General features: G+C 55.2%; 9 protein-coding genes and 7 pseudogenes. 8 read left to right on the top strand and 8 right to left on the bottom strand.

What is annotated here, in order from left to right; translation table 11 throughout:
• Nucleotides 1-266: 266 nt before the first annotated feature.
• On the bottom strand, nt 267-1,889 hold the full coding sequence (locus J3P90_RS10960) for a methyl-accepting chemotaxis protein (protein ID WP_434627554.1): 1,623 nt from the start codon (nt 1,887-1,889) through the stop codon (nt 267-269).
• A 726-nt stretch (nt 1,890-2,615) separates the two neighbouring features.
• Between J3P90_RS10960 and J3P90_RS10965 the strand changes: the two are divergent.
• Nucleotides 2,616-3,227 (top strand): annotated as a pseudogene (locus J3P90_RS10965) (polysaccharide lyase family 7 protein).
• Nucleotides 3,228-4,281: 1,054 nt separating this feature from the next.
• Here J3P90_RS10965 and tnpC (J3P90_RS10970) read toward each other — a convergent pair.
• From tnpC (J3P90_RS10970) to J3P90_RS10980, 3 genes and pseudogenes are all read right to left on the bottom strand, one after another.
• Nucleotides 4,282-5,511: pseudogene (tnpC, locus tag J3P90_RS10970) on the bottom strand (IS66 family transposase); the annotation flags it as partial.
• Nucleotides 5,512-5,592: 81 nt separating this feature from the next.
• Entirely contained in the window at nt 5,593-5,928 is a 336-nt protein-coding gene (gene tnpB / locus J3P90_RS10975) for an IS66 family insertion sequence element accessory protein TnpB (RefSeq protein WP_434606260.1), read from the bottom strand.
• A 534-nt stretch (nt 5,929-6,462) separates the two neighbouring features.
• A complete protein-coding gene (locus J3P90_RS10980) occupies nt 6,463-7,803 on the bottom strand; it encodes an HD domain-containing phosphohydrolase (protein ID WP_434676339.1) in 1,341 nt (446 codons plus the stop codon).
• Nucleotides 7,804-8,574: 771 nt separating this feature from the next.
• Between J3P90_RS10980 and J3P90_RS10985 the strand changes: the two genes are divergently transcribed.
• Both J3P90_RS10985 and J3P90_RS10990 read left to right on the top strand, forming a co-directional pair.
• Nucleotides 8,575-10,386 (top strand): DAHL domain-containing protein, encoded by a 1,812-nt coding sequence (locus tag J3P90_RS10985; RefSeq protein ID WP_434676340.1) that lies wholly within the window; start codon nt 8,575-8,577, stop codon nt 10,384-10,386.
• Nucleotides 10,383-11,795 carry an ATP-binding protein gene (locus J3P90_RS10990; protein WP_434676341.1) on the top strand — a complete coding sequence of 471 codons (1,413 nt, stop codon included), beginning with the start codon at nt 10,383-10,385 and terminating at the stop codon, nt 11,793-11,795. The genes J3P90_RS10985 and J3P90_RS10990 overlap by 4 nt, the downstream gene beginning before the upstream one ends.
• A 175-nt stretch (nt 11,796-11,970) precedes the next feature.
• Here the strand turns inward: J3P90_RS10990 and J3P90_RS10995 are convergent, their stop codons facing one another.
• A complete protein-coding gene (locus J3P90_RS10995; RefSeq protein ID WP_434676342.1) occupies nt 11,971-12,876 on the bottom strand; it encodes a polyprenyl synthetase family protein in 906 nt (301 codons plus the stop codon).
• Between the two features lie 181 nt (nt 12,877-13,057).
• Complete coding sequence (locus J3P90_RS11000) at nt 13,058-13,192, bottom strand: hypothetical protein (RefSeq protein ID WP_434611700.1); 135 nt, start codon at nt 13,190-13,192, stop codon at nt 13,058-13,060.
• Here J3P90_RS11000 and fni point away from each other — a divergent pair.
• The 5 genes and pseudogenes from fni (at nt 13,130) to J3P90_RS11025 (ending at nt 17,382) form a co-directional block, all read left to right on the top strand.
• Nucleotides 13,130-14,046: pseudogene (gene fni, locus J3P90_RS11005) on the top strand (type 2 isopentenyl-diphosphate Delta-isomerase). The gene J3P90_RS11000 and the pseudogene fni overlap by 63 nt on opposite strands.
• A gap of 78 nt (nt 14,047-14,124) precedes the next feature.
• Entirely contained in the window at nt 14,125-14,499 is a 375-nt protein-coding gene (locus tag J3P90_RS11010; protein WP_434676343.1) for a lycopene cyclase family protein, read from the top strand.
• Nucleotides 14,427-15,352, top strand: a pseudogene (locus J3P90_RS11015) (phytoene/squalene synthase family protein). Before J3P90_RS11010 ends, J3P90_RS11015 begins: the two are co-directional and overlap by 73 nt.
• Nucleotides 15,330-16,851 (top strand): annotated as a pseudogene (tnpC, locus tag J3P90_RS11020) (IS66 family transposase). The pseudogenes J3P90_RS11015 and tnpC (J3P90_RS11020) overlap by 23 nt, the downstream one beginning before the upstream one ends.
• A gap of 54 nt (nt 16,852-16,905) precedes the next feature.
• Nucleotides 16,906-17,382 (top strand): annotated as a pseudogene (locus tag J3P90_RS11025) (GNAT family N-acetyltransferase).
• 160 nt (nt 17,383-17,542) lie between these two features.
• Here J3P90_RS11025 and J3P90_RS11030 read toward each other — a convergent pair.
• Both J3P90_RS11030 and J3P90_RS11035 read right to left on the bottom strand, forming a co-directional pair.
• Nucleotides 17,543-18,154: a transferase gene (locus J3P90_RS11030; protein WP_434627472.1), complete on the bottom strand. Its 612-nt coding sequence runs from the start codon at nt 18,152-18,154 to the stop codon at nt 17,543-17,545.
• 572 nt (nt 18,155-18,726) lie between these two features.
• Nucleotides 18,727-19,853: pseudogene (locus tag J3P90_RS11035) on the bottom strand (IS256 family transposase).
• Nucleotides 19,854-20,221 lie beyond the last annotated feature (368 nt).

The following is a 20,221-nucleotide window of genomic DNA, read 5'->3' on the forward strand; positions in this document are numbered from 1 at the left end:
CTTAATAGATAGCGAACGTACTTTTAGAATACCGATGTTTAACCTTGTTCACTATGCAAAAATCAAGGTTTCTTCCTGCAGGTCACCAATAAGGTGAGATGAATTTACGCAGGGTGAAGGGTTTGGATTGGCAGCAGCGAGCGACTCGATACTCATAAACGGTTTCTCTAAAAAACCGCATATTAACGAGATCATTTGCTATTGCCTGCTGAAGATCCAAACTCCCGAGGCAAACGCTGGCGCTACGGCACCGCACTGGAATTTGCCTAAATACGGAATCGAGTAACTAGTCCATTAAGCTGGACGGCCAGCGATGACAATTCTTGACTGGCTGCGCTAGTTTGATCAGCACCGGCAGAGGTTTGTAACGAGAGGTCACGAATATTCACTAGATTGCGATCCACCTCCCGAGCGACCTGGGCTTGCTCTTCCGAAGCGCTTGCAATCATTAAGTTTCGCTCACTGATTTGACTGATAGAATGGGTAATTGCGTCTAGCGCGTCACCAGCCGATCGTGCAACTTCAAGTGTAATGGTTAAACGCGCATTGCTCGATTGCATCGCTTGAACCGCTTTGTCAGTACCTTTATGCACACCACTGATCACCTGCTCGATTTCTTCGGTTGATTTCTGAGTGCGGTGGGCCAGTGCCCGAACCTCATCAGCGACGACGGCGAATCCACGCCCAGCATCGCCTGCCCTTGCAGCTTCAATTGCTGCGTTGAGCGCAAGTAGGTTCGTTTGGTCAGCAATCGAACGGATCACATCAAGCACAGAGCTGATTTTTATCACTTGCCCCGCAAGCTGCTCGATTTGCGTTGCCGTAGTTGTAACATCTCCAGCCAAAAGATTGATCGACTCCACGGTAGTCATAACTTGCTGACGACCATGCTGAGCGGTAGCGTTAGAAGCGCCGGACGCTTCGGATGTAGATACAGCATTACGAGCTACTTCGTCTACCGCGGCAGTCATTTCATTCACAGCGGTAGCGGCTTGCTCGATTTCGTAATTCTGCTGATGTAATCCGCGAGTCGAGACTTCGGTGACTGAATTGAGTTCCTTCGCCGCTGAGGCCAACTGGTTTGATGCGTCCGAAATGCTGCGGATGGTAATGCGCAGACGGCCTTGCATGGTCTTGAGTGCAGTTAACAGACGTGCCGGCTCATCGCTGCCAACGACAGAGAATTCTTTAGATAAGTCACCTGAGGCCACAGTTTCCGCAACAGTGATCGCTTGCTTAAGTGGTCCCGTAATGCTGCGCGTAAATACGAAAGCCAAGACCACCGTGGCGACAGCCGCTATGACAATAAATATGATGACCCAGTTGAAGGAGGCTTCGTACGTCTCGGCTGAGCGGGCTGCGGCTTTACCAGCCTCTTCCGCATTGATCCCTTGGAGTTTATCGAGCGTCCGAGTCATATCATCTGCGTGACCAGACATCGGGCCACCTACTGCTTGTATGGCCAGCTCACGTTGCCCCTGATTAATCAGAGAAAGAATATTTCTCTGCTCAATAAAGTACAGTCGTTGGAAGGTCAAAAATTGGTCATAGCCTTCCTTTTCTTCAATTGTAGTAACATTTTTTAGATACGCTGCGTTTAATTTGTCTACGTTGGCAGTCAAGGAGTTGAGCTTCTCCAGCGTCTGGGTCAATTTTTCTCCATTGACGAGGAGGGCTCGCATAGTCAGAGCGCGTATGCGCATGATGTCGGTATTAAGATCGCCTAGCGTTACGATGCTTGGAAGCCAGTTCTGGTCAATTTCTGCGGAACCTTTACGCATGTCCTTCATCTGGCTTAATGAGAATAACCCGAGCGCAAGGACAATAATGCCGATAATACCGAAACCAATGGCTGATCTGATGGATATGCTTATATTACGGGTCAACATACGAAGCCTGCCATTAGTGGCGCCGCGGGATCGCAGCGTTAATGCTCGATTTATCGGTTGGTCCGTAGCTGTCTTGAGGAGTGAACGCGTTTCAATTTTGTTGCAAAGAATTTCAGCGTTTTCCTGTCCGAATCAACTGCATATAGAGCAATAAGATCCGCCCACTGCTACCTCAACGTGCGGTGCGAACTCAAGTAGGCTGCGTGGTTGTGCACGTCGCGGATGAAGCTGATGTCGACGTGAGCCAGCGGGCGCTCGATCCAGTCTCGGTTGTATCCGCGTCCGGTCATTTCTGTCGAGAACAGGGGTCGCAAGCCGTGCGGCGACTGCCAACCGATCAATCCATACGCCTCCGAGACGTTGTTTGCTAGCATGTGCCGATTGGTATTGTGGGGTCGCTGCGGTTCGTGAAGAAGTAGCCCAGGTGTCTGGCGAGTGGCGGCCATCCGCAGGTTTAAGATGCTTTTGATGACCGATACATGAGCAGAGACTCTGCGCTGAACTTTTATCGCTTGGCGCGTATGAAACTCCGCGAAGAATATTTATTGAATTCAATGCTCCGTTGATACATTTTTCAGTCACATATGCTGCAAAGCGATGTGCAACGGCTACACATCGCTCCGGCTCCGGCTCCGGCTCCAGACCAGGATCCAGATGCAACGATTACGCCTATTCGAATAGCAGGATGCTGGTGACTAGGTAGGGGACGGTAGCCCGCCAACTACAATTGAAACCCCACGATTGGCGCGAGGATTTAAGGATAAATACTTTAGCTCTGAAAATGGCAACCTTTTTTCTGGGTGCCTGTGACCGGTACCAAAACAGCTAATGCTAGTTATACACGCAGCGAATTGCGGGAAACTAACAGTGACGGCAGTCTACGCAATTGGCGTTATCCGGCGGCAGATAACAAATTTCGGGCGAGTCTGGCTATCAACCAAGTGCCCAGCACCGGCAAGATTGTGATCGGTTAGATTCACAATAAGGACAGCAACAGTCCGATGGTGAAACTGGAGTTTCAATATAAAAAAATCAACTTCTACCGGAAGCATAGTCGCGAAGGTGCGCATGCGTCCCGATGACAAAACGGGTCAGGTCGTTACAATTTCGACTGGAGTTCAGCTCAACCGCAACTTTTCTTACCAGCTTCATCTCAGCCCAAAAGGAGCGCTGAGCATTAGTACTGCCGGATACCATTGGAAAACCACCATCGATTCGAGTTGGAAAACCAAGCCACTGTATTTCAAAGCAGGTGCATATGTGCAAGATAATACTGGGTACGACACCGAAGGCGGAAGAGTGACGTCCAGGATGCTGGAGGTCCACCACAAAATCTAGTCACAAGGAAGGTACGGTGGTGAGGGCCCTGATGAAACGCGCTGCTTTCGCACTCACTTTGGCTGGCAATATTTCGTCGTAGATTACATCGGAAGAGTAACCTCTCACAGAGTCAGGTGGTTAGCAGGCGACCGCTGCTCGATCCGCGTCTTGAAGAGTGGTGGTCGTCGTCTTCGGGATTCGAGAGATGAGGCCGCTCGGGCTACCGGCTATAGAATGCAACGGGCGAAACATCAGCGAGTTGCTAACGGAAGGTCTTGACCTCTGCTTCGGGACATCCTGACGCTACGCCTCTCGCGGGCCTGAGCGCATGCCCAAGGGTGGACGTGTGATAGGCCGTCGTGACCTCCGATGGTTTGGAGGGCAACTGGGGCGTTAGGCCGATATTTGCTGCACCTCCTACCTTCAAGGTCAGCTCCAGCACAGCGGCTTCAAGGCAAGCTGATATTCGTACAACTGCTCTCAGAAATTGGGTATTCGGTGAGCATCGTTTCGACTCCAATCGTTGAATCTTAGGCGTCGCAGCGGGAAGGGCGGAACCGGTGGCCGGGTGGGGCGTATGCGTCCGGCCAACACACCTTTCTAACTCGGCGCAAATGCGATCCATCTGATGTAAGCAGACGCCACTTTTAGCGGTTCAAGCCGGTATTCCATACCGTTAAGACGCCGTTCCGATTCAGAATCGTTCATAGTCCAGGCCAGTCAACAGTGTGCCCAACCCGGCGCCTCGATTGCCGGCGTTGCACTGAGCCGTAGCCCCAAGGCAAACCTCGTCCGGAGATGGATTCAGCTGCCGATGCCGATAGGTACAGCGCCGTAACCTGCGTTTATTCCGTTGCGCATATTGCTGACTGGAACAAACTCGCAAGCACCATCGTCGAATATTTGCGTGACCTGGCTATTCTATTGTCCTGTCGGATGTCGGCGATGGTCTTAAAAAAGAGGCATCAGACGCTCGGCCAGCCAAATCATATCGGCGTGCGCTGGACTTCTTATGCCGAATTGTCGGCTCGACTGAAGGCGATTGAAATAGTATGGATCGATCTCCAGCAGATCGCTGGGCAACCATCCAGGCATGCAAGGCACCCATCACGGGTACCGCTTTTTCTTGCCGTATTCGACGGCGTATGTCTGGCTCCAGATCCTTGATTTCCCCCTCGATCTCGTACAGCGCCTGCATGTAACGCAAGGCTTGTTCAGCCAGCGTGCTCTTGTGGGTCGCATGCAGTTCGAAGAACTTGCGCCGCGCATGGGCCATGCAGCCAATTTCAGTCATGCCGAGTTCGAAGCTGGCCTTGTAACCGCCGAAATCATCGCAGACCAGCTTGCCCTTCCAGTCTTGCAGAAAGTTACGCGCATGTTCGCCGGCCCGGCTGAGGCTGAAGTCGTAAACGACAGCCGAGGTTTCGCAAAATGGGCTGGTGGCGTAAGCCCAAACGTAGGAACGATGGGTTTTCTTGGTGCCCGGCATGAGCATTTGCACCGGCGTTTCATCAACGTGAACGACCGGCTGTTCAAGCACCACTTCACGCAGCGCATCAACCAGTGGCTGCAACTGCACGCAACAGGCGCCAACCCATTGGGCAAGGGTCGAACGCGGGATAACCAGGCCGGCGCGGCCAAACATGGCTTCCTGGCGATACAGCGGCAGATGGTCAGCAAACTTCGCAATCATGACGTGGGCCAACAAGCCCGCAGTCGGGATGCCCTTGTCGATCACCTGCGCCGGCACCGGTGCTTGGCTCAGTGTTTCGCAACTGTCGCAGACCCACTTACGACGGATATGGCGCTCTACGGTGAACACGCCAGATGTGTAATCGAGCTTTTCGCTGACATCTTCACCGATGCGTTTGAGCGCGCAGCCACAGGCACACTCCGTGTTGTCCGGCTCGTGATGGATCAGCGTGCGGGGAAACTCAGGCGGCAAGGCGCGACGTTTGGGTTTCTGCTTTTCCTGGGTGGGTGCCGGAGTAACTTGCAGCGACTCCAGTTCCGCTTCAATGGCAGCGATATCGGTATCGATCAGATCGTCGAGCAAACTGGCCTGTTCCGGGCTCATTTGTTCGCTGCGTTTGGCGAACTTGAAACGCTTGAGCTGGGCGATCTCGTGGATGAGTTTTTCGATCAGCGTTTTGTCGTGATAGATCTTCTTGTCCATGACCTGGACGGTCTTGCCCATCGTTTCAACTTGCTCGTCGAGCGCCGAGACGCGTTGCAGCAACTGCGCCGCGAGTGCACGCAGTTGTTCGGGGTTCAGTTGATCGAGGTCGGAAATCGAAGTCATGCCGCCGATCTTGCCAGATCAGCGTAAACAGGACGACAGGCTGTTCGGACAATTGTGCTGCCGGATGGGGCATGGTTCGGCTTAGAGGACGGAAATGGCGTTTCCGGGACCAACTCTCTGCCATGGCAAGCCCAGTATCAAGGCGTGTAGCTGTTCGGCGCTCAGCTCCATCTGTGAACCGTGGCGCGTGCCAGGCCAAGCGAATTTGCCTTGGTGGAGTCGACGCGCCGCCAACCAGATGCCCAACCCGTTGTGCACCAGGACTTTCATGCGGGTGGCGCGGCGGTTGGCGAACAGATAAGCGCAGTGCGGCTGCGCCGCACCGAACACTGAAATCACGCGGGCCATGGCGGTGTCGGTGCCGGCGCGCATGTCCATCGGCTCGGTGGCGAGCCAGATGGTATCGATGCGGATCATCGCAGCAGATCTCGCAGAAAGGTGGCACAGGCTACGGCGTTTTCGGTTGGCCAGCTCACTTTGACGGTGCCGCGTGGGTGCGGGATTTCGAGACAAATAGTCGACGACGCGGCTTGCGAATTTACTTCGGCTAGCTGCAAGGGCAGGGGAATGAACGCAGGCTGCAGAGCCATGGTTTTCTGCGCTTGGACTCGAATCCATTTATGGACGAGGTTTGCGTTAAGGCAGTGGCTCAGCGCAACTCTGGCAATCGAGGCCCCTGGCTGGGCGCACTCTTAAAGGACCTGAGCCTTGAAGGATTTGGAATAGGAACGGCGTTGTAACTGCGTGAAAGACCCGCTTAAAAGACTAAAAATGGTGTCCACTTATTTTTCAGGTGGACACCATCACCTTTGGCGTTGGGGTCAGGAAGGTGTGTTGGCCGGACGCATACGATCAAGTCGCTGAGGCTCCGAGTCGTCCGTCGGATGTCGCGCAGCCGCAGCGAGCGGGATGCCAAGCACCCCGCGCTCACCGTAGGTGACGCTAAGCGGGCTACTCCAGGCGCTCTGGCGATACGGTAACAAATACGTTGTATTTGGCACCTTCCAGTTGTTCGAAGCCAATGAGCTTCTCAATCAGCGGTCCGCTGAGCACCTTACCGGTATTGAGTAGCAGCATTCCGTTATCAGCATTCAGGTTGCGCGCCAAGACCATGCCGGGTGTGAGCTGACGAGTGCTGAGGATTAGTATCTCCGGATTGGTCAGCAGCGTATCGCGTAGGTGCGCAACGCAAACCTCGATGAAGAGTTCCAACATGTCTGGATCGTACAATTTGCCTGCATACGTTCGAATGTAGATGAACGCTTCGTCACTGGTCATTTGTCTTTCAAGAATCAATCCTTTCTGCAGCTCCACGAAGTCCACTGCGAGTTTCAACAATCGAGACCCTACGGGGATCGCATCACCCTTAAGGCGATTGGGAAAACCGCTGCCGTCCCAGCGCTCCTGGTGATGAAGTATGATGCGCGCCGCATCCTTCATCGGGTCCAAGGCCATCAGCAGTGATTCACTTTGCTTAGGGTAAGCTCGGTATAGATCGCGGTCGGTGTGGCGCAACATATCCGACGGCGTAACCATCATGCTATCGGTCCAGCTTAGCTTGCCAAGGTTGTAGAGCGCTGCGGCCATGGTCAAATCGCGGCTAGTGGGCTGATCGAGCCCCTGGCTCTCGCTATAGGCCCTGATGAGTTCGATGACCTGCTGGTTGGTCTGTTTTGTTTTCGGAACGCGGAGGTTGGACAGCTGCGAAAAAACCTCGGTGCCGGTTATATAACTGCGTTTGAGCTCTTCATAAGCAAGGTCGAGCATGTCCGAAGTCTGCTGAAGCTCGGCGGTACGCGCTGCAACGCGATTTTCCAAGGTTGCGTTAAGTGTTTTCAGTTGTATGTACTGTTGGCGAGTGAGCGCTTCGAGCCGCTGGCGTTCGCTTTCGGAGTGCTGGTGGGCGAGAGACTGTTGCAGGGCTATCACCAGCTCTTCATCGTTCCAAGGCTTGCTCAGGTAACGATGGAGCTGCCCCTCATTGATTGCCTTAGTCATGATGCCGACATCGGCGTAGCCGGTGAGCAGGATGCGCATTGTGAAAGGATACAGCTGGCGAATATGTCCCAGCAGCGTGGCACCATCCATGTGCGGCATTCGCGCGTCGGTCATTACCAAATCAACCGGCCGCTCCTTCAATATTTCAAGGGCCTTGGCGCCACTGTTCGCCAGTAAAATTTCGTATGGCTGATTACGAAGGAGGCGACGCAAGCTGTTGAGAATTGACTCTTCATCATCTACTAGCAGTACGGATTGGACCTTGCCCGGAGCGTCCAGCGGTTGAATCTTCATAGTAATTCCTGTGAATAATATCTAACTGACGCCGCTGCAACGCGTGACAGAAGGATGCGTTGCGAGTACTCGCATGCCTGCATGCCGTATTCATTAGCCGATCGACATACGGATGGGCAATTGGACTTTGGTTGGACGGGGGCACTCTTCTTCGCAGGCACAAGGGGATGTTTGTCGCTTGTGTCTACGGAGACCCAAGCGACAGATGCGGAAATACGCCGGGTCGAAAGCCCCCGAGGTTGATGACCGCTCCGATGTTCGCGGTAGCGTTGTGTGGCGCGGCGATAATATCAGATCAGGGGAATCTGGATAAAACAAGTGCTGGTGCTGTGCCTCTGCCAATTTTTTATCCCCAACCCGCGCTTGGAGGATAACTGCGAGGCCAGGCCATTCGATTCGTGATGCCGGCCGTCTGCCGTTTCTCAAGAAAACAAGCGTCGACCCGATAAATATGGAATTAGAGATCGTCGACCGTGCTGATGACAATACTGGCACGCTCTGGCCCTCTGTCATTTTTTCATTCGGATACCCTGGAATGCGCACCACTGCCCTGTGCCTAAGCTCTTACTTATCTATCATCTCAATCGCGGTGAGCCTCGCGAGGTCCTTACCCGCAGAACCGAACCATCGAGCAGCGGGGAAGCCGCGCACAAGTAAACCAACTGACGTTACAAAACGACCGGCACCGGCCAGCATCGAAGAAAATATCAGCGCTCGTTTTTTGTCTTCCTTGAATGTAAGTAATTGCAAGAAATTACAGCGTGATCCTCAATGACTCTACCTCCAATCTCTCGCTTAGTTGTCGTTTTTTTTAGCATAACTCTGTTGTCAGTCTACTTGGTATTTACGCATGCCGCTTCGGACCGGAATCAAACTGCCCTATATATCAAATCCAAAGATCTAGTACGCCAGCTCAGGCAGCAAGATGCCAATTTGAGTAGAGCAGTTATGGAGTGTCAGCTCAACTCTGAAATGGATGACCACAAAATTAGTGAATCTTCCAAGGAGCTGGCTCGACTTTGGCACGAGCTCGATACTATTGCGTCTAATCCAGTTGGCGCTCTACACCACCCTTGGAACGGGCCCCGAGAAGGTTATCTCAAAGCCGTCGAAGCTAAGCTAAGCATAATTGAACAGCTGAATATGCGCAGTGCAGAACTAGACCGGTCCTTGCAGTTTCTTAATGGTGCCGCGTACGGCATACATGCTCAGTTCTTACGATTGCCTGACGAGGTTAAGTTGCAGTGGCAATACGCCAGCATTGATGTCGCCGACCTCATGCTCGATACGCTGGGGTTCATACGGACCGCTACCCGCGAGCAGGCCGCTAAGGTTGCCCTAGACCTTAGCAATGTGCAAGCCAACGCCGAGCGTCTGCCGGCACCTCTGCGAGCGTCGATAGAAGAGCTGAGTCGGCATGTCCAATTGATACTCAAGCAAACGCCTCAAATATTGGAGCTTCGGCAACATGCAGACACACCGCTGGTGGCGGAAAGTCTAAATGTGATCAGCGAGTATTTCGACAAGGAACAGTTGGATGTGGCCGCAGGCCATGACTTCAACCATTACGTGTTAATGGCGTTCTCGGGACTGTTAGCGTTTATCCTGGTCTGCCTGTCCATCCGGCTGAGAAAGAGTTTCGCCCAAATCAGGCGCATGAACGACAGACTACTTTCTTCGAACAAGGAATTGGAAGCTAAGGTCGAGGAACGTACTCGTAAGTTGAAAATTACCCAAAGCGAATTGGTCGACACTGCCCGGCAAGCTGGCATGGCTGAGATTGCCACTAATGTTCTACACAACGTCGGCAATGTTCTTAATAGCGTGAATATTTCCGTTGGCGAAGTCAGCCGCAGGGTGCGCAGCAGTCGAGCTTCCGGTTTGGGTAAGGCTATGCAACTGATTAATGCACACCCCAACGACCTAGGACATTTCCTCACAGAGGACGAAAAAGGCAAGTTACTGCCCGCCTACCTGAACCAACTCGTAGAGGCCATCGCCCTTGAGCATAAAAGCGTAACGGAAGAGCTTAGTCAGCTGACTAAAAGTGTTGAGCATATCAAAGACGTTGTTGCCACTCAGCAATCTTATGCCGGCATAGCCGGCCTGGTCGAAACGCTAGTCGTTAGCTCGCTGATTGAGGACGCTTTGCGCATGAACTTTGGTGCCTTGACCCGCCATCACGTCACAGTGGTGAAGGAATACTGCAGCCTTCCGCCAATCGTCGGCGACAAGCACCGTTTGTTGCTGATCCTGATTAATCTCATCAGCAACGCGAAGTACGCCATGTCGGATGTTCCCGAGGACTCAAGAGAGATCGTCATCAAGGTGGAGGTTCCTGACCCTCAGACATTATGTATCAGCGTCAGGGACGGAGGCGAAGGAATCCTGGCGGAAAATATGCCGAAAATCTTCGCCCATGGTTTTACCACCCGCAAGGACGGGCACGGCTTTGGCTTGCACAGTTGCGCAATTGCCGCTGTCGAAATGGGAGGGACACTAACGGCTCATAGCGACGGTTTAGGAAAAGGAGCTGTTTTTGCGCTGCAAATTCCTCTAACGCTTGCAGAAGGTGAACGATGAACAGTTTCAGCAATCGGCGGATCCTTCTTATTGACGATACGCCTGCAATTCATAACGATTTCAGCAAGATCCTTACTCCAAAAGATGACAGGCATCATGATCTTGAAACATTGGAGTGCGCGCTGTTCGGGGACGCCCCCAAATCCGCTGAGGCTGAATACGAGCTTGACTCTGCCTACGGTGGGCAGGAAGGGCTGGATAAAATGCTGCGCGCGATGGATAGCGGGCGTCCTTATGCGCTGGCATTCGTGGACATGCGCATGCCTGACGGATGGGATGGTGCCAGGACGATAGAGGAGTTATGGAAGCGAGACCCGTTGCTCCAGGTCGTCGTATGCACTGCCTACGCTGATTATGCTTGGGACGCACTGTTGGAGCGGCTAAACGGAAACGACCGTCTGCTAATCCTGAAGAAACCTTTTGACAATATCGAAATCCAGCAGATGGCCAAGGCGCTCACAGTGAAGTGGGAAATGACCGCGCGGGCCCGAATGCAAACGCACACCTTGGAACGGTTGATTCAGGAGCGGACCCAGGCGCTGGAACAAACGAGTGTCTTGCTTAAAACGGAAACAGAAGAGCGAAAGCTGCTGGAAATGCAGCTAGTGCAATCTGAAAAACTTGCGTCCCTGGGGCAATTGGCGGCTGGCGTAGCTCACGAGATCAACAACCCTATTGGTTTCATTTCCTCCAACCTGGGCGCTTTGGACGGTTATTTCGGCAATCTTTTCGAGATGTTGAAAGCCTACGACCTAGCCGCGCAGGCCATCGGCTCACCAGAGCAGCTGGCGCAATTAGAAAAACTCCGAGAAGGGTTGGAACTTGACTTTCTGTTGACGGACATTCCGCTGCTCATAAAAGAGTCAAAAGACGGCGTGTACCGTGTCAGCCAGATCGTCGATAACCTAAAGGCCTTTTCACGAGCGGAGTCCAGTCTGTCGTGGGAACTGACTGATCTACATAACGGCGTCGACTCTACGCTGAACATCGTCGCCAATGAGATAAAGTACAAGGCGGACGTGGTCAAGCAATATGCTGCGCTGCCACTCGTAGAGTGCCTGCCGTCACAAATCAACCAAGTAATCATGAATCTGATCGTTAACGCGGGTCAGGCGATCGGCGCTGAACGCGGAACAATCACGCTGCGAACAGGTATCAATGGTGAAACCGTTTGGATCGAAGTTGCAGACACAGGGTGTGGCATTCCCCACGACACTCTCGAAAAAATATTCGACCCGTTCTTTACGACCAAACCTGTCGGCCAAGGCACCGGGTTAGGACTTTCCTTATCGTACGGCATTGTGAAAAAACATAACGGCACCATCTCTGTGCGCAGTGAGGCGGGAGTCGGGACGACGTTCAAAGTTGAGTTACCTGTGCGACAGACTGTGCGAGAGCCAACCCCATGACTCGCTCAACTCCTCATGCTCGACCGTATTTTCGAGCCACCTGCGCAACGGTGGCTACAACGCCGACCGCGACTCGGTTCAATGGTTGACACTCAAGGGCGGCCGTTGTGCATGAGCAGCGGTTCACCGAGAGCTTGGTGCTCAAGCAGGCCATCGCGGGCGACCACAGCCCTGATCAAGCGGGGATCGTCGCCTTTTTGAAGACCATCGCCATAAAGCCGGCAATCATGTCGGCATCATTGAATACCTGACGCAGGTTTCGCTCGGCGTTGGAAATGTGTGTGAAGAGTTGCTGCCTGACCTTTTCCACGCCATAGGTTGAAACGAAGGTGGATTTGCCTAAATCTTTGCCCTGATCCTTGCCACTGTCCGGGCAGCTATCACAGAGATCGTCATACAGCTGGAAAGCCTGGCCCAACTCTATCGCGAAGCGCTGCAAGATCGATCGTACGCGTTCTTCGCTATTGCTGATCAGCCAGGCCATGTCCACGATGGCGCCAAATAAAACGCCGGTCTTGAGATTGTTGGTCAGCGCGATCTGTTCAGGGCTTCGCGGTTGCTGGCCGTCGCGCAGATCTTGCAACTGACCACGCACCAACCCCTGCACGCCCACGGCGTTGGCCGCCAATTCGACGAGCTGGGTTCTGATCGCGGGCGACAATTCGCGGATCGAAGCTATCACACCGAACGCGCGGCTCAACAGCGCGACCGCGGTTAGAATCGCCACATCCTCCCCGAATTTCAAATGCACGGTTGGCCGACCGCGCCTGAGTGAAGCATTATCCATGCACGGCATGTCGTCGAGCACCAACGACGCGGCGTGTATTAGCTCGACAGCGCAACCCAGGTCCAGGGCGCAGGTCCCTTCATGCCCGAGCCCCTCGGCAATGAGGATCAGCAGAATGGGGCGCAGGCGCTTGCCGGGGGCTAAGGTGGATTCACGCATGGCGAGCGCGACCAGGTCGCGCTCGTTGGGACTTTCAAAAAGTAACTCATCAAGACGCTTCTCGATGGACGCGCGTACCTGGGGAAGGCGTTCGGTGAAGCCGACATTGACGATGGCGCCGGAGTCCATGGTCATCGGTGAATATACCTCCGCTGTAGCGAATAGGGGCTGGGCAATTGCTAGATCTGTCACGCTAAAAGTTTGGGAACGACTCTGCTCCATAGCTGCCTCAGTCTGCGTCAGCTTTGTACAAACTTGCGGCCATCACTGGTCAAGAAGTTTGCTCAATCAACGACAACGTCAAGAACAAAATGACTCAAGCGTTTTGGGGCTTGTGATGAGTGATAACGATCTGAGTAGACGCAAGGACGATCACCTGGATATCGCGCTGGGCGGCAGCGCTGGCCTGAGCGGCGCTGGCACGGGCTTCGAGGCCTTGCAGTTCGAGCATTGCGCGTTGCCTGAGTTGAGACCGTTCCGTTGCAATCAATCGCCATCTGGCCGAGGCGGCTCAGGCGCTTGGCATCGCCATGGTGTGGCTCGCAACGGGTGGGGCTGCGCAGCGGAAACGATCAAGGCCTGACCCGCGAACTGCGCCGACTCGCGCCGGACATTGCGTTGTTGGGCAACATCGGCGCTGCGCAGCTGCTGGAGCGGGACGGTCTCGACCTGGCGCGCCGCTCTGCGGATACGCTGCAGGCGGACGCCTTGATCCTTCATTTGAACCCGCTGCAAGAAGCCATTCAGGCCGAAGGCGACCGCGATTGGTGTGGGGTCCTGGAGGCTATCCGCCGTACTGTCGAGACCGTCGGCGTGCCCGTTGTCGTCAAGGAAGTCGGCGCCGGCATATCGGCGCGGGTCGCGCTGGCATTGGCCGCCGCCGGCGTGCAGGTGATCGATGTGGCGGGACTGGGCGGTACGAGCTGGGCGGCGGTCGAAGCTGCCCGCGCGGTGCGGCCGGCGGATCAACGGGTGGCCGAAGCGTTCAGTGGGTGGGGCATCCCGACCGCCATCAGCCTGCAAAATATTCGACGCGCACTGCCTGACATGCCCTTGATTGCCTATGGAGGCATTCGCAACGGCGTCGACGCCGCCAAGGCCATCTGCCTGGGCGCCGACGTGATTGGCCAGGCGGCGGGGGTGTTGCGTGAGGCCACCCTGTCAACGGCGGCGGTCATCGAGCATTTCGATATCGTCATCAGGCAGATGCGCATTGCCTGCTTCTGCACCGGCTCGGCCAGTCTGGCGGCATTGCGACAGGCGCGCCAGCTACTCGCAACTCCCTCATTGCCCGTCCGCCCATGAGCCATTTCGGAATCGTCGCGCCGGCGTTTCAAAGTCATTTCCATGCGTTTCAGGCCTTGGGGTCCGAGCTAATCGATCGTGGTCATCGCCACCGCGCTCGGTGACCACCTGCGCACCGGCCAGCGCCTTACGCAGGTGAAACCGGATTCGGTGTCGCTGGCCAATGGCGAGCATTTTCAGGCGCGGGCGGTCATCGACGGTCGTGGCGTGCGGAACAGCGATCGGATGATGCTCGAGCGCCGGGCGATTCTCGGGCAGTTGCTGCAGCTGCAGGCGCCCCATGGCTTCGAGGCACCGATCATCATGGATGCCCGAGTGGCTCAAGGGCAGGGTTATCTTTTCGTCTATAAGCTGCCGTTCTCGACTATGCGACTCGCAGCATTGCCGTCGGCTCGAAGAGCTTTGCCGCGGCGTCGCGGCTTTTCGATTCAGCCACGCGCCGCAGCGCCGTGATGCTCTATGCCTGGTGTCGACATTGCGACGACGTGATCGATGGGCAGCACGCGGGCCACTCGGCTACCGCCGTCGGGCAGGATGAGGTCAATCAACGGCTCGCGGCGCTGGTTGCCCAGACGCAGGCCGTCTACGCCGGGCTACCCGTCGATAGCGAGGCGTTGGCGGCGTTTCGCGAAGTGGTGAGTCGCCATCGCATTCAGCAAACCTACGCGCTGGAGCACCTGTCCGGGTTCGCGATGGATGCCCAGCAGCGTCACTACCTGCGTATCAAGGATACGTTGGACTATTGCTATCACGTCGCCGGCGTCGTCGGCTTGATGATGGCGCAAGTCATGGGCGTGCGTGACGAACGCACCCTGGACCGCGCGTGCGATCTGGGCATGGGATTCCAATTGACCGATATTGCCCAGGACATCATCGAGGACGCCGGCGTGGGCCGGTGTTACCTGCCGCGGGAATGGCTGCAGGAGTACTCGATTCCAGAGCAGCACCTGGCGCAGATCCAATACCGAGACGCCCTGGCCGAACTGGCACGGCGCCTGGTGTTCCTGGCGGAGCCTTTCGATAGGACGCCGAAGCGGGCTTGACGTCGTTGCCGTGGCGCTCGGTCTGGGCGGTGGCGACGGCCAGTGGGGTCTACCGGGAAATCGGCGTCAGGGTCAAACAACGGGCCAGCAGGGCCAGGGAGACGCGTGTACCTCATGCTTTGGTACTGGGCTTGCCATGGCAACGGGTCGGTGCTGGCGGCTTGATCACAGTGCTGTCACGCCTGCCATTAGCCCATCGGTTGATCGCTGCTGACTTCCGGCTCTGGCACAATCAGCGGCATAACTTCCTCGCCCAATCTTGATCAAATGACACCGGAACAGCTACGTGCCTTTGCCGAACAGGCCTTACAGTTGCTGTCCCAGGTCGACTCGATGAGCCAGAAAATCCACCGCCTTGAAACGGTCAACGAGCAACTCGCTCATGACTCGCCATCCTCAAGCGACACAAGTTCGCCAAGCGCAGCGAACAGCTAAGCCCTGACCAAGGTAGCTTGCTCGACGATCTGCTCGACACTGATATCGCGGCCATCGAGGCCGGGTTAAAGGCGGTCAATCCGCCACCTGCACCGGACAAGCTACGTCAGAAACCCAAGCGTGCGCCGCTGCCACCGCAGTTCCCACGTACAGTGATCCGTCACGAGCCAGAAAACATCCAGTGCGTCTGCGGCTGCCAACTTCAGCGCATTGGCGAAGACGTCAGCGAGAAGCTCGATTACACACCCGGCGTGTTCACCGTCGAGCAGCATTTGCGTGGAAAATGGGCCTGCCGCCAGTGCGAAACACTGATCCAGGCGCCGGTGCCGGCCCAAGTGATCGACAAGGGCATCCCGACCGCAGGCCTGTTGGCCCATGTGATGGTGGCGAAGCTCGCCGACCGTATACCGCTGTACCGGCAGGTGAAGATTTTTGCTCGGGCCGGGCTGGCGATTGCTCGCTCGATGCTGGCGCAATGGGTCGGACAGACCAGCGTACAACTCCAGCCTCTGGTCGATGCGCTGCGTGAACAAGTGTTGGCCCAAGGCGTGATCCACGCCGATGAGACTCCGGTTCAGATGCTAGCGCCAGGCGAGAAGAAAACTCACCGCGCTTACGTCTGGGCCTACAGTACCACGCCGTTTTCGGCGCTCAAGGCTGTGGTTTATGCCTTCAGTCCAAGTCGTGCAGGTGAGCATGCGCACAACTTCCTTGGGCGGTGGAACGACAAGCTGGTATTCGACGATTTCGCTGGCTAAAAAGCTGGTTTCGAGAAAGGCATCACCGAAATTGGCTGCATGGCCCACGCCCATCGCAAGTTTTTCGATCTGCACGTGGCGAACAAAAGCCAGATGGCTGAACAAGCGCTGTACTCGATTGGCGGCTTGTACGAAGTTGAACGCCAGGCTCGGGACATGAGCGATGAGGATCTTTGGCGAATACGCCAGGAAAAGGCAGCCCCGATCATCAAAACGCTGCAGCCCAGCGTGATCTGGTGCCCAACGGATCGGCAACAGCCAGAGCCCTGGATTACAGCTTTAGACGATGGGTAGCGCTGACGCGCTACCCGGACGATGGTGCTGTACCCATCGACAATAACCAATTGGAGAGCCAGATCAGACCATGGGCACTTTGGCGCTCAAATTGGTTTTTTGCCGGATCGCTTCGCAGTGGCAAACGGGCGGCCGCGATCATGAGTCTGATCCAGTCGGCGCGCATGAATGGGCATGATCCGTATGCCTATCTCAAGGATGTACTGACGCGGCTGCTAACGCAAAAGGCAAGTCAGATCGAACAACTGCTGCCGCATCATTTGATAGGTGGCTGATCTGCGCGAGGCTTATTTCCCGTACCTCCCGGACAAACGATACTAAGGACAGATATGCGAATTCGAGCAACAAGCGAGAACGACTGGATGCTACTCAAGCGCGTCAGGCTTGCCGCGCTTCCGGATACGCCAACAGCCTTTGGCGTCAGTTACAGACTGCTGCTGACTATGACTGCGACCAGTGGCAACAAAGAGCCTCATCTACGGGAACCGAGTTCTGGCTGGCGTTCGAGGAAGGCAGGCCCGTCGGGATGGTCTGTGCCGCAGTCAGTGAGTCAGAGCGCTTCAATTTGATTGGGATGTGGGTTGAACACGCAGCTCGGGGTCTGGCATCGCAAATGAACTGATGGATATCGTAAAGGCTCGATCCACTGAGAGAGGTTTTGACGGCGTTTTTCTGGATGTCTCTCCTGAAAACGTTAGAGCCTCAGCTTCTATTTGAATCAGGGGTTTGTCTTCCTGGATGAATGGGAGCCATTGGAAAGTCATCCGCATATTACTGTTCAGGCTATGGTATGGACGAGGCAGTGACCTCACCCTTAAAAAGGGTTGCACCTAGGCCATCGCAATGTGACTTCCCAGGACGCTTACGTCCAAAATAATTAAGCTTCCATACGATGGCTTTCGCGAGAGCTTATAGCTAAGCCGCATTTACGATGCTGAGCGTGACCAGCTTCAAAATTGGCGCCACTTAATCGTAGGCGAACTGGTCAATCAACCCCAGACGTGGAACGTGGGTGTTTGGCCGTAGTAGAGCGCCGGGAGCAATGACTGCGTTTGCTCCAATTTGGCAGCCGTCACCGACTAAGGCACCGAATTTTTTTACTCCCGTCACGATTACATTGTCACCATGGCGGATTTTGATATCTGCACCATTCAGCTCATTACGGTAATTGGCAATTATTGCACCTGCTTCAAAATTCACGCCCTCGCCGATCAACGAGTCGCCTACAAAGTTGAAGTGTGCCAGCTTGCTACCACCGAGCATGAAGCTGGTTTTCATCTCGCAGCTTGGGCCAACGATGCAATTGCTGCCGAGGTAAACGCCTCCACGTAGGTAAGCTCCCGCCGCCACAAATGATCCTTCGCCGATGATAATCGGGCCTTTCAGCACAGCCCCTTGCTCCACAACGGCGCTTTCGTGGATGGCACAGTCTCCATGGCGCCGATAACCCGCACCAAGACCTGCCAGCAAGGCCAAAATTTGGTTTTCGCAGTCTTGAGAAACAAGCCAAGCGGTTGGAGGCATCAAGCCTAGCAACGGCCACCGAGTAATAAACGTACTGATCTCAACTAGCTTCATAGAAATTCCTCCGGTACGGGTAATGTGCGGGTAGATCCACGCGGCTGACGCTAGGACAAGGGAGTCCCCCGAAAATTCACGTGCAGGCATGCCTGAGCTTTGCTGAGCTGAATAGATGACTTCACCGGACGGATACGAAGCAGTTGCGGAACGACCCGATGGTTTGCGCGTTCCATTCATTCCGTATCCGACACCTCTCCATAACGCCAATGGAGAGGTGGGCGGCACGATCAAAATGCTTGTTGCCTCTACCGAGCGAAGGCAGGCTGAAGACAGGCAGACGGTTCTGGTGGATGAGCTTAATCATCGGATTAAATACGCTTTCGCCCCATGCAGTTAATCGCTGGCCAAACGGCGGTGCTTTAACGTTTCTAATCCGCCGCCTGATAACTGGAAAATGAATTAGTTGCGGGTTTTGGTTTTGGGGCTTCAGACGCCGTCTGAGACTACGCTGTCTTCGTCGTTCGGTGTGGAGGGAGGTTTACAGGATAGCCGACCGTCGCTAGCGAAATTCTGATCGTGTCCCGGGAAGTGGTGTAACTCATCATGGTTCTAGCCATTGAGCTTGCCGTTTAGTTGGTCACCGCCGACAGCTTGGCCTGTGGATTATCGCTGACCGCCTCGAAGGCTTCCAACTGCATGTAGCGTCGTTGCAGGCACCACGCGTCGTTCTGCTCCAGCAGCATCGCCCCCACCAGCCGCGTTATGGCCGGATCGTTTGGAAAAATCCCCACGACATCGGTGCGGCGTTTGATCTCGGCGTTGAGCCTATCAAGCGGGTTGGTGCTGTGCAACTGCTGCCGGTGCGCCTTGGGAAACGCCATGTGCGCCAGCACTTCATCCTCGCAGCTATCCATAAGGGCCGCGATCTTGGGGTATTTCTCGCGTAGCTGATCAGCGACCAAACGCCATTGCTGATGGCACTCGGCACGGCTGTCCTGAGCGAAGACCGTGCGCAGCAGCGCTGCCAGGTCGCATGGAAGACCTTGGAAACAGCTGCCTTCAGGCCTTCGTGGGCATCGGAGATGACCAGCTTCACGCCGCGCAACCCGCGCCGCATGAGACTGCGCAGAAAGTCCGTCCAGAACGGTTCAGCTTCGGAGGGGCCAACGCGCATGCCCAAGACTCCACGAACACCATCTGTGTTCACGGCCACGGCGATTATTACGGCAACCGAGACGATGCGCCCGGCCTCCCGCACCCTGACGTAGGTGGCATCGATCCAGAGATAGGACCAGTCACCTTCAAGCGGACGATCAAGGACAGCGTGAACGCGCTCATCGATCTCACCTGCCAGCCGTGAAACCTGGCTCTTGGAAATCCCAGTCATGCCCATGGTGTTGACCAACTCGTCCACCGAGCGCTTTGAAACGCCCTGGATGTAGGCGTCCTGAATGACCGCCGCCATGGCCTTCTCAGCGGTGCGTCGAGGCTCAAGGAAGCCGGGAAAGTAGCTGTCCTGGCGCAGCTTGGGGATCTTCAGGTCAACGTCACCGGCACGGGTTTGCCAGAGGCGATCACGGTAGCCGTTGCGGCTGTTGGTCCGGTCTGGGCTTTTGACATCGAAGACGGCGCCGCACAGGCCTTCGATATCGAACTCCATCATGCGCTGGGCAACGAACTGGATCATTTGCTTGAGCAGATCAGCATCTGCCCCTTTCTCAACCAACTCGGTCAATGCGATAGTGGGCTTGGTCATCGTGGGTTCTCTGGTGAGTGTTTGGTCTTCGCAAACTCAACATTAGCCAAGAACCACGATGACCATCCTCTTTCGCCCACAGGGCGCCTTCGGTTGGTTCGGTTACACCACTTCCTGGGACACGATCGAAATTCTCAGAGCTTCCACCACATTATGATGCGGGCTTGGTTCATCAGGCGTCGCAGAGGGGAACGATCTACAATTGGTTGAAATGTTGAGAATGCGTAAAGATGGAATGCAGTTTGGTAAGGGTAGATGTGGCTCTGCAGCATTAACGAGGCATCGCTTTATTAACGAGACGGCTAACATATAGCCTTGGACATTCGTCATTCGATGGTGAGCTGAACTCATTCAGGTTCCGCCCGTTC

Source organism: Pseudomonas sp. D3-10 (assembly GCF_051132175.1).
GTDB lineage: Bacteria > Pseudomonadota > Gammaproteobacteria > Pseudomonadales > Pseudomonadaceae > Aquipseudomonas.

Bases quoted from the DNA above. Each gene is read 5' to 3' on its own strand.
- J3P90_RS10990 (WP_434676341.1), top strand. From the start codon at position 10,383: ATGAACAGTTTCAGCAATCGGCGGATCCTTCTTATTGACGATACGCCT.
- J3P90_RS11030 (WP_434627472.1), bottom strand. From the start codon at position 18,154: ATGAAGCTAGTTGAGATCAGTACGTTTATTACTCGGTGGCCGTTGCTA.
- J3P90_RS11000 (WP_434611700.1), bottom strand. From the start codon at position 13,192: ATGCTCGAACTGCAAGGCCTCGAAGCCCGTGCCAGCGCCGCTCAGGCC.
- J3P90_RS10980 (WP_434676339.1), bottom strand. From the start codon at position 7,803: ATGAAGATTCAACCGCTGGACGCTCCGGGCAAGGTCCAATCCGTACTG.
- J3P90_RS10985 (WP_434676340.1), top strand. From the start codon at position 8,575: ATGACTCTACCTCCAATCTCTCGCTTAGTTGTCGTTTTTTTTAGCATA.
- J3P90_RS10995 (WP_434676342.1), bottom strand. From the start codon at position 12,876: ATGACCATGGACTCCGGCGCCATCGTCAATGTCGGCTTCACCGAACGC.
- tnpB (WP_434606260.1), bottom strand. From the start codon at position 5,928: ATGATCCGCATCGATACCATCTGGCTCGCCACCGAGCCGATGGACATG.
- J3P90_RS10960 (WP_434627554.1), bottom strand. From the start codon at position 1,889: ATGTTGACCCGTAATATAAGCATATCCATCAGATCAGCCATTGGTTTC.